Here is an 11,667-nt window from a genome sequence, read left to right on the forward strand (position 1 = left end):
CGGCAAGCAACCGATGCCAGGCTCTCAGGGTCTCCCCGGAGAGTTGTCCCCCACATCCCATACCGATTCCATCACGCGCGATCCCGATGAAAGCTTCCCGATTTTTTGTCTCCACCCTCAAGGAAGCGCCCGCTGACGCCGAGGTCGCGAGCCATCGGCTCATGATGCGGGCCGGCATGATCAAGAAGCTCGGCACGGGCATCTACACCTACATGCCCATGGGCCTGCGCGTGATCCGCAAGGTCGAGGCGATCGTGCGCGAAGAGATGAACCGCGCCGGCGCCGTCGAGCTCACGATGCCCGTGGTGCAGCCTGCCGAGTTCTGGCAGGAGACCGGCCGCTTCGACAAGATGGGCCCCGAGCTGCTGCGCATCAAGGACCGGCACGACCGCGACTTTGTGATCCAGCCCACCAGCGAAGAGGTGGTGACCGACATCGCACGCCAGGAAATCCGTAGCTACAAGCAGCTGCCGAAGAATTTCTACCAGATTCAGACCAAGTTCCGCGATGAGCGCCGTCCGCGCTTCGGCCTGATGCGCGGGCGCGAGTTCATCATGAAGGACGCCTACAGCTTCGACCGCGACCTGGGTGCTGCCAAGGCCAGCTACCAGGTCATGGCCGATGCCTACCGCCGCATCTTCGATCGCTTCGGCCTGCGATATCGCGCGGTGGCGGCCGACAGTGGCGCCATCGGCGGCGACCTGAGCGAAGAGTTCCAGGTGATCGCCGCTACCGGCGAAGACGCCATCGTCTATTGCCCGGGCAGCGACTACGCGGCCAACATGGAAAAAGCCGAGGCACTGGCCCCGGCCGGCCCGCGCCCAGCAGCCGCCAAGCCGCTCGAGAAGACGCCGACCCCCGGCAAGAGCACCTGCGCCGACGTGGCCGAGCTGCTCGGCGTGCCGCTCTCGACCACCGTCAAGTCGCTGGTGCTTGCGACCGACATCCTCGATGACGCCGGCAACTTGAAGGGCTCGCAGGTCTGGCTGCTGCTCCTGCGCGGCGACCACGACATGAACGAGATCAAGGTCAGCAAGGTGCCCGGGCTGGACAAGGGCTTTCGCTTCGCGACCCTGACCGAGATCGAAGACCACTTCGGCTGCAAGCCAGGCTACCTCGGCCCGCTCAACCTCAAGAAGCCGATCAAGCTCGTGGCCGATCGCGAGGCCGCGGTGCTGGCCGACTGGATTACCGGCGCCAACGAGATCGACTTCCACATGACCGGCGTCAACTGGGGCCGCGACCTGCCGGAGCCCGAGCTGGTGGCGGACTTGCGCAACGTGGTGGCCGGCGACCCGTCGCCCGACGGCAAGGGCGTGCTCGCGATCGAGCGTGGGATCGAGGTGGGCCATGTGTTCGTGCTCGGCACCAAGTACAGCAAGGACATGAACGCCACCTTCCTCGACGAAGCGGGGAAGCCGCAATTCCTCGAGATGGGCTGCTACGGCATCGGCATCACGCGCCTGCCCGCCGCCGCCATCGAACAGAACCACGACGAGCGCGGCATCATCTGGCCTGATGCGCTGGCACCTTTCACCGTGGTGGTCTGCCCGATCGGCATGGATCGCAGCCCTGAAGTCAAGGTGGCCGCCGAGGCGCTCTACGATCAGCTGCTCGCGGCCGGCGTCGACGTGCTGCTCGACGACCGTGGCGAGCGCCCTGGCGCGATGTTCGCCGACTGGGAGCTGATCGGCGTTCCGCACCGCGTGGTCATTTCCGACCGCGGCCTGAAGGAAGGCCAGCTCGAATACCAGCATCGCCGCGATACCGCCGCCACCAAGGTTCCGGCCGCCGGCATCGCCGAGTTCATCACCGGCAAGCTCGCGAAATGAGCCTGGAGGGCGGCCTCTCGCGACGCCAGTGCCTGGGCGGCGCCGCGGCGGCCGGCGCCCTGACGATGCTGTCGCTGCCTCAGGTCGCTCGCGCTGGCGCGCAGATCGAAGAGCCGCTGATCGACTCGGTGCGCACCGCACTGAGTTCGGCCGTGCACAACAAGGCGCCGCCGGTGCCCGAGTTCTCGGACACCGAAGCCCGCCTGACCTACCTGCGCTGGCTGGGCGAGATGAGCGAGCGCCTCAAGAAAAAAATTGCCGATTGGCCGACGCGCAAGGAATTCCTCCAGACCGTCTGGTACGAAAGCAAACGCTCCGGGCTCGACGTGAGCCTGGTGCTCGGCCTGGTCCAGGTCGAGAGCAATTTCCGCAAGTTTGCGGTGTCCAGCGCGGGCGCGCGCGGCTACATGCAGGTCATGCCGTTCTGGACCCGCGTGATCGGCGACAGCGACCCGGCCAAGCTGTTCCACATGCAGACCAACCTGCGTTTCGGCTGCGTCATCCTGCGCCACTACCTCGACCGTGAGAACGGCGACCTGTACATGACCCTCGGCCGCTACAACGGCAGCCGCGGCAAGGCGCCGTACCCCAACGCGGTGTTTGCAAACCAGCGCCTCTGGACCTTCATCGACAGAGACCGTTCAGCCGCCTGAGGGCGAGCTAAGTCTTCGTGACCATCACCTGGTCGATCCGGTAGCTGTCGACGTCCATCACCTCGAAGGTGAAGCCGCCCCAGGTCACGCTGTCGGTGCGCTTGGGCACCCGGCGCAGCATCACCATCAAGAAGCCCGCCAGCGTTTCGTATTCGTCGGCATGCGGCAGCTCGTCGATGTGCAATGCGCGCTGGACGTCCTGGATCGGCGTGACGCCATCGATCAGCCAGGAGTTCTCGTCGCGCTTCACGATCTGTTCCTCGTCCGGCGTCGATACCAGCTCGCCCATCACCGTGCTCATCACGTCGTTGAGCGTGATCACGCCCACGACCAGGCTGTACTCGTTGACGATGATGGCGAAGTCTTCACGCGCCTGCTGGAACTGCTCCAGCACCTCGGTGAGCGAGAGCCGGTCGGGGATGACCAGCGCCTTGTGCAGCGTCAGGCCCTGGTCGAAAGCCAGCGGCTGCCCGCTCAGCACGCGCTGGAACATTTCCTTCGCGTCGACATAGCCGAGCACGTGGTCAATGTCGCCGTCGCACACAGGGTAGGCCGAAAAAGGCTCGGCCATGATGCGCGCCCGCAGCACCGATTCCGGGTCGTCGTGGAGGAACCAGGCGATGTTGTCGCGCACCGTCATCACGCTGCTGACCAGCCGCGTGTCCAGCTCGAACACGTTGGCGATCACCTGCTGCTCGCGCACCGCGAGCACACCCGCGAGCGCACCGGCCTCGGTCATGGCCAGGATGTCGGCCGAAGTGATCTTGTCGTCGCGCACCAGCGGCATGCCAAGCAGCTTGAAGAGCATGTCGGTCGTGCGCGTGAACAGCCACACCAGGGGTTTGAGGGCGGTGATCAGCAGCAGCATCGGCCCGACCATGCGCACGGCAATGCGCTCCGGGTCGCTCATGCCGAGCCGCTTGGGAAAGAGATCGGCAAACACCAGGAACACCGCGATGACGATCACGAACGAGCACAGGAAGGCCAGGTTCGCCGAGGCCTCCACGCTCAACCAGTTCTCGAAAAAGCGCGTGAAGTACGGGCTGAACGCACCCTCACCGACCAAGCCGCCGAGAATCGCCACCGCATTGAGGCCGATCTGCACCACGGTGAAGTAGTGGCCGGGCTGCTCTTGCACGCGCAGCACTTTTTCGGCCCTCGCATCGCCATCGTCGGCCATCTGACGAAGGCGCAGGCGCCGCGAGGCGGCAAGGGTGATTTCGGCAATGGAGAAAAACGCGCTCATCGCGATGAGCATGGCGATGATGAGCAGGCTTTGGGTGAGAGTCATGGTGGCACGGCGAAGGTTGCCATGGTGCCATGACTGACGGGGCTAGATGCCGCCGTGCGGATGCGTCGGGTCGATCCAGAGTACCGATTCAGGCTTTTCGACGGGCTCGATGTCGAGATTGACGGCCACCGCCTCGCCATCGCTGCGGCACAGCACGCATTCGAGCGGCTCGGTCGCGCTGGCGTTGATTTCCTGGTGCGGCACGTAGGGCGGCACGTAGATGAAATCGCCGGGCCCGGCCTCGGCCGTGAACTCGAGCTTCTCGCCCCATCGCATGCGGGCCTGGCCGCGCACCACGTAGATCACCGACTCGAGGTGCCCGTGGTGGTGGGCGCCGGTCTTGGCATCGGCATGGATGGTGACTGTGCCGGCCCAGAGCTTCTGCGCGCCTACGCGGGCGAAGTTGATCGCCGCCGCCCGGTTCATGCCGGGCGTCTGCGCGGTGTTGGTGTCGAGCTGATTGGCCGGGATCACGCGCACGCCGTCGTGCTTCCAGGCCGGCGACGCGGACTCGCCGTCATGCGAGTGCCCGTCGTGGTCGTGGCTCATCGCGGGGGCGGAGAAATCAGGCGGGGTTGCTGCCGCCCACGACCTGCTGCAGCTCGCCCGACTCATACATCTCCATCATGATGTCCGAGCCGCCGATGAATTCACCCTTCACGTAGAGCTGGGGAATCGTGGGCCAATTGCTGTATTCCTTGATGCCCTGGCGGATGCCGTCGTCTTCGAGCACGTTGACGGTCTTGAGCGACTTGGTGTCGACGCCGACCGCCTTGAGGATCTGGATCGCGCGGCCGGAAAAACCGCACATCGGGAAGCTCGCATTCCCTTTCATGAAGAGTACGAGGTCGTTGGATTTGACGAGGTCATCGATGCGTTGCTGGGCGTCGGACATGGGGACTCCTGAAAAGTGGGCTGAGGGGATTATTTCACCGTGCGCCAGACTCCGCCGGAGCAGCGCTGGATGCCGGCAAGGTCGTTGCGGCTTTGGACTTCGGAAAACCCGCGCGTTTGGAGCAGCTGGCGCACGGCCGAGGCCTGGTCGTGCCCGTGTTCGAGCAGCAGCCAGCCGCCCTCCGCAAGGTGCGAAGGAGCGTCCCGCACGATCTCGCGGATGTCGTCGAGCCCGTCGGGACCGGCCACCAGCGCAGCCGCGGGCTCATGTTGCAGCGCGGGCAGGTGCGGGTCGTTGGCGGCAATGTAGGGCGGGTTGCTGGCGATGACCGTGTAGCCGCTTGCGGCGCCGTCGAGCCAATGGGCCTGGCTGAAGCGCACCGGCAGGCACAGGCGCTGCGCATTGGCCTGTGCGACAAGCAGCGCATCGGCACTCGCATCCACCGCGTCGACCTGCGCATCGGGCCGCGCATGCTGCAGCGCGAGCGCGATGGCGCCGCTGCCGGTGCCCAGGTCGAGCGCGCGCGGCGCCCCGTGGCCTTCGAGGCAATGCAGGGCCCATTCGACCAGCGTTTCGGTGTCCGGACGCGGCACCAGCACCCGCGGGTCCACGCGAAGGCTGAGGCCGTGAAATTCTTTTTCGCCGAGCAAGTAGGCGACCGGTTCGCCGGCCAGCCGCCGCGTCAGCTGCGCTGAGAGCGCGGCCCACGCCGCATCGGACATGCCGTCGGTGTCGTGCGCCAGCAGCCATGCGCGGTCATGCGGCGCGCGGCCCAGCGCATGAAGAAGCAGCAACTGCGCGTCGAGCCGCTCAATGCCCAGCGCCGCGGCAGCAGCCAGAGCCTGCGCTACGGTGGCGGGTGTGGAGGGCGTCGTCATCGTCATGCCGGCAGGCTCGACTCCAGCTCGGCCAGCTGCTCGGCCTCGCGCGCTGCGCGCAGGGCCTCCAGCACGTCGCCCAAGTCGCCTTCCATGATGGCCAGCAGCTTGTAGAGCGTGAGATTGATGCGGTGGTCGGTGAGCCGGCCCTGCGGAAAGTTGTACGTGCGGATGCGGTCCGAGCGGTCGCCGCTGCCGATCAGCCCCTTGCGCATGGCGGCGTCCTTGGCGGCTCGTTCGCTGCGTTCCTTTTCCTGGATGCGGGCGGAAAGCACCTGCAGCGCCTTGGCCTTGTTGCGGTGCTGGCTGCGGTCGTCCTGGCACTCGGCCACGATGCCGGTCGGAATGTGCGTGATGCGCACGGCTGAGTCGGTCTTGTTGATGTGCTGCCCGCCGGCGCCGCTCGCGCGATAGGTGTCGATGCGCAGGTCGGCCGGGTTGATCTGCACCGCCACCGTCTCGTCCGGCTCGGCCAGCACGGCCACCGTGCAGGCGCTGGTGTGGATGCGGCCCTGGGTTTCGGTGGCTGGCACGCGCTGCACGCGGTGGCCGCCCGACTCGAAGCGCAGGTGGCCGAAAACGTCGGTGCCGACGATGCGGATCACCACTTCCTTGTAGCCGCCAAGCTCGCTCTCGCTTTCGCTCACCACTTCGCAGCGCCAGCCGGCGCGCTCGCAGTAGCGCGTGTACATGCGCAGCAGGTCGCCCGCGAACAGCGCCGATTCGTCGCCGCCCGTGCCGGCGCGGATTTCGAGAAAGGCATTGCGCGCGTCGTCCGGGTCCTTGGGCAGCAAGAGGCGCTGCAGCTCTTCCTCGAGCTGCACCAGTTCGGCTTCGGCACCCGAAATTTCCTCTTTGGCCATCTCGGCCATGTCGGGGTCGTCGAGCATCTCCTTCGCACCGGCGATGTCGGCCTCGCGCTGCTTGTAGCGTTCGTAGCGGCCGGCGATCTGCGTCACCTCGGCATGCTCGCGCGAGATGGTGCGGTACTGCGCCATGTCGCTCATGATGTCTTCGCGCGAAAGTAGAAAGTCGAGTTCGCCGAGGCGCTGCGCGTAGCGCTCGAGTTGGTGGCGCAGAAAAGTTTTCACGTCGAAAGGGGCCGAAAAGAAGAGGGGGCGCGTCTCGCGGCGGCAAGGCACGGGGAGGCCGCGGCAACCAGGCCGGGCCGGCGGCGGCAAGCGTCGCTAACGCTCTTTGCGTAGAAAGAGGCGCGAAATGGCGTGCGCCGTCTGCTCGCGCGAAGCCGCGTCGCCCGCATGCAGTTCGGCCAGCGCGCCGTGCAGCATCTTTTGCGTGAGCCCGCGCGACATGGCTTCGAGCACCGCATCGACCGATTCGCCCTTGGCCAGCAGCTTGCGCGCGCGTGCGATCTCGGCCGCGCGCCACTCGTCGGTCTGGGCGTTGAGCTGCAGGATCAGCGGCACCGTACCGCGCTGGCCCAGCCAGTGCATGAAGCTCTGCACACCGGCGTCGATGATGACTTCGGCCTGCGCCACAGCCGCTTGGCGATTGGCCTGGCCTTGCTGCACCACCTGCGCGAGGTCGTCGACCGTGTACAGGTAGATGTCCTCGAGCGCCTTCACTTCGGGCTCGATGTCGCGCGGCACGGCCAGGTCGACCATGAACATCGGGCGGTGCTTGCGCGCCTTGAGTGCGCGCTCCACGGCGCCCAGGCCGATGATTGGCAGCGTGCTGGCGGTGCAGCTCACCACGATGTCGAACTCGGCCAGCCGGCTCGGCAGGTCGGCCAGCCGCATTGCCTCGCCGCCGAAGCGCGAAGCCAGCTTTTCACCCCGTTCGAGCGTGCGGTTGGCAATGGCGATCGATTTGGGGTCCTTGGCTGCGAAGTGCGTGGCGGCCAGGTCGATCATTTCGCCCGCGCCGACGAACAGCACGCGCGTCTGGTGCAAGTCTTCGAACAGCTGTCCGGCCAGCCGGACGGCCGCGGCCGCCATGCTGATGGAATGCGCGCCGATCTCGGTCGCGGTGCGGACTTCTTTCGCGACTGCGAACGAGCGCTGGAACAGCTGGTTGAGGGTGCTGCCGAGCGCCCCGGCGGTTTCGGCCGCGCGCACGGCGTCTTTCATCTGGCCGAGGATCTGGGCCTCGCCGAGCACCATCGAATCGAGCCCGCTGGCCACGCGGAAGACGTGGCGCGCAGCCTCGTCATCTTGCAGCGTGTAAGCATGCGAGCGCAGCAGGGCGGGCGCCACGCCGCCGCTCTCGGCCAGCCAGCCCACCGTGTGATCGAGCGCCGCATGCTCGGCGGCGCAATAGATTTCGGTGCGGTTGCAGGTCGAGATGATCGCGGCTTCGACCTGGGGGTGGCGGCCGGCGGCAAACGAATTGCGCAGGCTGTGCAGCGTGGGAGCCAGCTGGTCGAGCGCGAACGCGAAGCGGCCGCGCAGATCGAGCGGCGCGGTCGTGTGGTTCAACCCGAGGGCCCAGACTGACATATCCCCTGATTATAAAATCAGCAGGAGCTATGCGGCTGCCGAAGGGTTTGGCCGACTCTCTCTTCTACCGACTCCATGTCCCTGCTGGATCTCCTCAACCATCTGCTCAACTTCCTGGCACCCGCCTTGGCGGTCGGATTCGTGTGCGCGCTGGCGGGCGGCGTTTTGGGGCGAAACTCCGGCGTGCCCGCCTGGTGGATTCAAGCCGCCGTCAATTCCGGCGCGGGAGCGCTGGCGCTCCTGGGCGGACTGATCTTTTCAGGCCGCGATGGCACGATGGGCGCCTACGCCGCGCTGGTGCTTGCGTGCGGTATCAGTCAATGGCTGGTATCGCGCGGCTGGCGAGGGTAGACAGTTCGAGAGGCGTGATCCGAAGGGCGTTTCAAGATGTTGCTTCGGGCAACGAAAGAATCGAGCTGACCGGCGCGGTAACTAGGCGGCGGCCACCGGTCCGGTTTCGCCGGCAGCCACAGGCGGCGGTATGGCCGCGTACGGCACCAGCTCGATCCGCTCCACCCGCATCCGCTCGAGAATAGTGAACAGCAGGTCGCTTCGCACCCCGCCCGCCAGCCGCGGGCTCGGCACATAGGCAATGGCCTGGAAGATGAGCAGGCCGCCCTCGACGCCCTCGAGCGTGAGCGAAGGCGCTGGCGTCTCGAGTACGCCTTCGTGCGCTCGGCATGCTTCCAAGATGAGCTCGCGCACGCGCTGCGCGTCGGTGGTCATCGGCATCGGCAAGCGGATGAGCACCCGCCCCTCGGCGTTGGCCAGCGTCATGTTGCGCACGGTCTTGGTAATGAACTCGGAGTTGGGCACGATCAGCGTGGAGCGGTCCCCAAGCTGGATCTCCGTGGCGCGCACGTTGATGCGCCGCACGTCGCCCTCGGTGGTGCCCAGCACCACCCAGTCGCCCACCTTCACCGGCTGCTCGGCCAGGAGAATGAGGCCCGAAATGAAGTTCTGCACGATGGCCTGCAGGCCAAAGCCGATGCCCACCGAGAGCGCACTGGCCACCCACGCGATGCGCTCGATGCCGATGCCCAGCGCCGACAGCGCGAAGGCGACCACCAGGATGCCGCCCACGTAGCCGAGCAGCGTGGTGATCGAGCTTTGCATGCCCGGCTCGAACTGCGTGCTGGGCAGGTAGCTGCGTGAGAGCCAGCGCTTGAAGACGCGCAGCACGATGAAGCCGATTACCGCCACGGCGATGGCGCTCAGGATGGCGCCCGGCACCAGCTGGAACTCGCCCACCTTCACGCCGGTGCCGAACTTGCCGCTGCGCTGGAACACTTCGCTAGGCCCGGTGCCCAGGGGCGCGGCGAGCGCGATCAGCATGTAGAAGAACAGCCCCACCCGGCTCAGGCCGGAGAGCACCGTGGCCGCCTGATCGAGCGTCTGTGGCGCAAGACCGAAGCTTTTCTGTAGACGCTGGCCGAAGGTGCTGCGCGACGACACGCTGGCCATGAAGACGTCGTCGGCAAACTTGAACAGCACATAGAAGGCCGCCGCGACAATGCCGCTCCAGGTGAGCTGCGACGCCAGGAAGCTCGCGAGCGCCACATAGCCCAGGGCCACCAGCACCCAGATCGACAACATCAGGATGCCGATGCAGGCCACCAGCAGGCCCACCCACATCGGCCGCTCCGGCAGGTCGGCGTCCGGCGTGTCGGCGCGCAGCGGCCGCAGCCGCCGGAGCACCGCGCCGACCAGCGCGGTGAGCACCAGCGCGGTGAGCACGTGCGTGGCGACCACCGCCGCAAAGCTGGCTTCGACCAATGCATTGATCTCGACCGGCGCCCATGCCAGCGCGGCCACCGCGGCCACCAGCCACGGCAGCGGTGCGAGGCGGCGAGCCATGGCGTCGGGGATCGGCGGCAGCCGCCACGAGGGCCGGCGGGTGGCCAGGAGGCCGCGGCCCAGCCCGATGACGAAGGCCATGAACACCAGCGCCTGCGCCATCGAGCGCATCGCCTTGCGCGCCTGCGGCTCCCAGGTGGCGTATTCCTCGAGCACGCGAACGAATCCGTGCGCCGCCGCGGCCACCAGCAGCACATGGCTCGCCACGATGGCAATCACCAGCAGCGAGCGTCGAAGCCGGCCCGCGGGCAGCAACCGCGCGGCGACCCGCGTCAGCAGATGCTCGGCCACCCAGTTGCCGAGCACCGCGAACAGCAGCGCCACGATCAGCGCCCCGATCAGCGCAGTCCGCGTCCCTTGCTGCATGGCCTCTGCGAGCCCGTCGCGCAGGCTGCCCCCCATCGCCTTCAGGCGCGCCAAATCGTTCGGCCATGCGGATTCGAGGTCGCGCCAGAACTCGCCGGTCAGCGGCGAGGCCGCTCGCTCGGTGATCTGCGCCTCGAAAAGTTCGCGGCGCTGCGTCACCAGTTCGGCGGCGCGCTGCCGTACGTCGATGGAAAGCAGTCGCGCCAGCCGGATGTCGGCATCCAGCGCATTGCGTTCTTTGGTGAGCCGGGCGCGCTGGCGCGTGATATCGGGGTCTTCCGTAGCGCCGGCGGCCGGCGGATTTCCGAGCTCGCCGAGACGTGCGTTCAGGTCGGCCAGTTCGCTGGCGCGTGCGGCGACGAACTTGTCGGCCTGCGTACCGATGTCGCTGATCTGCGCAAGGAGCTTGCGCATGTCCTCGTTGGAATCGGCGGCGGCGGTGATCTTGGTGAGCTGCTCGCGCAGCTCGGCCACCGTGGGTTCGGGCACAGCGGCCGAAGCGGTGTTGCTGGTGCCGATGTTGCTGTCTGGCTGCGCCAGCACAGGGGCGCACGACAGCATGGCGGCCAGGCAAAGGGCCATCAGGCGTGGGATCAAACTCATGGCTGCCATCATAGAAGGCGCCATTTCCAGCCCCCGGCGCGGCGCGTGACAGCGTGTGTCGGGCCGCTGCGGCCGGTGGCGTTGGTCAACCGGCGGGACTGAACAGGTCGATGCGGTCGGTGATGATGCCGTCGGTGCAGAGCTCGATGAGCCGCTCCGCGGCCCATTCGTCGTTGACGGTGTAGCTCAGCGCGCGCAGACCCGCGTCGTGCACTTTCGCGACCGTGGAGGCATCCCAGAGCGCGTGGTTGCAGACGACGGCGGCACAGTCGAGCCGAGTCGCCGTAGCAAGCCAGCCGTCCTGGAGCGTGTCGAGCAGGAGCCCGCGCGGCAACTCGGGCTGGACCGCCTTCGCTCCCTCCAGCGATTCGGTTTGGAACGAGGTGAGCAGCGGCGGAATGGCCGCGCCCTGCCAAAGCCGGGCCGCGAGCCGTGCCACCGCTTCGCCGGTTTCGCGCTCGGTACCCGGCGTGGGCTTGATCTCGATGTTGAGCAGGTGGCCGTTCGCAAGGCAGAAACGCGCCAAGTTCTCGAGCGTGGCGAGCGGCTCGCCCGCAAAGGCACGTGAATGCCAGCCGCCCGCATCCAGCTGCGAGAGCGCGCTCCAGGGCTGCGTGCCGCCGGTGCCCTGGCCGTTGGTGGTGCGGTCGAGCGTGGCATCGTGCATGAGAAAGGCCACGCCGTCGGCACTGAGCTTGGCGTCGCACTCGAACATGCGGTAGCCGTGCGCGGCGCCAAGCCGAAAGGCGGCCAGCGTGTTCTCGGGCGCCAGCTTGCCGGCGCCGCGGTGGGCGATCCAGCGCGGGTAGGGCCAGGGCTTCACCGCCGCCATC

At 67.1% G+C, this 11,667-nt stretch carries 11 protein-coding genes; 3 read left to right on the top strand and 8 right to left on the bottom strand.

Annotated features, from left to right (window positions below):
• The first annotated feature begins 86 nt into the window (after positions 1-86).
• Both ASC78_RS15495 and ASC78_RS15500 read left to right on the top strand, forming a co-directional pair.
• Positions 87-1,832, top strand: coding sequence for a proline--tRNA ligase (locus ASC78_RS15495; protein ID WP_055802830.1), 1,746 nt, complete (start codon positions 87-89; stop codon positions 1,830-1,832).
• Positions 1,829-2,485, top strand: a complete 657-nt coding sequence (locus tag ASC78_RS15500) for a lytic transglycosylase domain-containing protein (protein ID WP_055802832.1) — start codon at positions 1,829-1,831, stop codon at positions 2,483-2,485. The genes ASC78_RS15495 and ASC78_RS15500 overlap by 4 nt, the downstream gene beginning before the upstream one ends.
• A 7-nt stretch (positions 2,486-2,492) precedes the next feature.
• Here ASC78_RS15500 and ASC78_RS15505 read toward each other — a convergent pair whose 3' ends face one another.
• The 6 genes from ASC78_RS15505 to hemA all read right to left on the bottom strand — a co-directional run bounded on the left by ASC78_RS15505 (position 2,493) and on the right by hemA (position 8,008).
• On the bottom strand, positions 2,493-3,776 hold the full coding sequence (locus ASC78_RS15505) for a hemolysin family protein (RefSeq protein WP_055802834.1): 1,284 nt from the start codon (positions 3,774-3,776) through the stop codon (positions 2,493-2,495).
• Positions 3,777-3,818: 42 nt separating this feature from the next.
• Positions 3,819-4,325, bottom strand: a complete 507-nt coding sequence (locus ASC78_RS15510; RefSeq protein WP_055802836.1) for a cupin domain-containing protein — start codon at positions 4,323-4,325, stop codon at positions 3,819-3,821.
• Between the two features lie 16 nt (positions 4,326-4,341).
• Positions 4,342-4,671 carry a Grx4 family monothiol glutaredoxin gene (gene grxD, locus ASC78_RS15515; RefSeq protein ID WP_055802837.1) on the bottom strand — a complete coding sequence of 110 codons (330 nt, stop codon included), beginning with the start codon at positions 4,669-4,671 and terminating at the stop codon, positions 4,342-4,344.
• A 29-nt stretch (positions 4,672-4,700) separates the two neighbouring features.
• The gene (gene prmC / locus ASC78_RS15520) at positions 4,701-5,555 is read right to left on the bottom strand and encodes a peptide chain release factor N(5)-glutamine methyltransferase (protein WP_055802839.1); all 855 of its coding nucleotides are present in this window, start codon (positions 5,553-5,555) and stop codon (positions 4,701-4,703) included.
• Complete coding sequence (gene prfA / locus ASC78_RS15525; RefSeq protein WP_055802841.1) at positions 5,552-6,640, bottom strand: peptide chain release factor 1; 1,089 nt, start codon at positions 6,638-6,640, stop codon at positions 5,552-5,554. The genes prmC and prfA overlap by 4 nt, the downstream gene beginning before the upstream one ends.
• 96 nt (positions 6,641-6,736) lie before the next feature.
• The gene (gene hemA / locus ASC78_RS15530) at positions 6,737-8,008 is read right to left on the bottom strand and encodes a glutamyl-tRNA reductase (RefSeq protein ID WP_055802843.1); all 1,272 of its coding nucleotides are present in this window, start codon (positions 8,006-8,008) and stop codon (positions 6,737-6,739) included.
• A 75-nt stretch (positions 8,009-8,083) separates the two neighbouring features.
• On the opposite strand from hemA, the gene ASC78_RS15535 reads away from it, so the two are divergent.
• Entirely contained in the window at positions 8,084-8,359 is a 276-nt protein-coding gene (locus ASC78_RS15535; RefSeq protein ID WP_055802845.1) for a hypothetical protein, read from the top strand.
• A gap of 81 nt (positions 8,360-8,440) precedes the next feature.
• Here the strand turns inward: ASC78_RS15535 and ASC78_RS15540 are convergent, their stop codons facing one another.
• A complete protein-coding gene (locus ASC78_RS15540; protein ID WP_235505107.1) occupies positions 8,441-10,834 on the bottom strand; it encodes a DUF3772 domain-containing protein in 2,394 nt (797 codons plus the stop codon).
• An 85-nt stretch (positions 10,835-10,919) separates the two neighbouring features.
• Positions 10,920-11,666, bottom strand: coding sequence for a glycerophosphodiester phosphodiesterase (ugpQ, locus tag ASC78_RS15545; RefSeq protein ID WP_055802848.1), 747 nt, complete (start codon positions 11,664-11,666; stop codon positions 10,920-10,922).
• Position 11,667 lies beyond the last annotated feature (1 nt).

The sequence above is a fragment of the Variovorax sp. Root318D1 genome, assembly GCF_001424835.1.
Lineage (GTDB): Bacteria > Pseudomonadota > Gammaproteobacteria > Burkholderiales > Burkholderiaceae_C > Variovorax.

Coding starts and splice junctions, on each gene's coding strand:
- ugpQ (WP_055802848.1), bottom strand. CDS start 11,666: ATGGCGGCGGTGAAGCCCTGGCCCTACCCGCGCTGGATCGCCCACCGC.
- ASC78_RS15495 (WP_055802830.1), top strand. CDS start 87: ATGAAAGCTTCCCGATTTTTTGTCTCCACCCTCAAGGAAGCGCCCGCT.
- ASC78_RS15540 (WP_235505107.1), bottom strand. CDS start 10,834: ATGAGTTTGATCCCACGCCTGATGGCCCTTTGCCTGGCCGCCATGCTG.
- ASC78_RS15510 (WP_055802836.1), bottom strand. CDS start 4,325: ATGAGCCACGACCACGACGGGCACTCGCATGACGGCGAGTCCGCGTCG.
- ASC78_RS15500 (WP_055802832.1), top strand. CDS start 1,829: ATGAGCCTGGAGGGCGGCCTCTCGCGACGCCAGTGCCTGGGCGGCGCC.
- grxD (WP_055802837.1), bottom strand. CDS start 4,671: ATGTCCGACGCCCAGCAACGCATCGATGACCTCGTCAAATCCAACGAC.
- hemA (WP_055802843.1), bottom strand. CDS start 8,008: ATGTCAGTCTGGGCCCTCGGGTTGAACCACACGACCGCGCCGCTCGAT.
- ASC78_RS15505 (WP_055802834.1), bottom strand. CDS start 3,776: ATGACTCTCACCCAAAGCCTGCTCATCATCGCCATGCTCATCGCGATG.
- prmC (WP_055802839.1), bottom strand. CDS start 5,555: ATGACGATGACGACGCCCTCCACACCCGCCACCGTAGCGCAGGCTCTG.
- ASC78_RS15535 (WP_055802845.1), top strand. CDS start 8,084: ATGTCCCTGCTGGATCTCCTCAACCATCTGCTCAACTTCCTGGCACCC.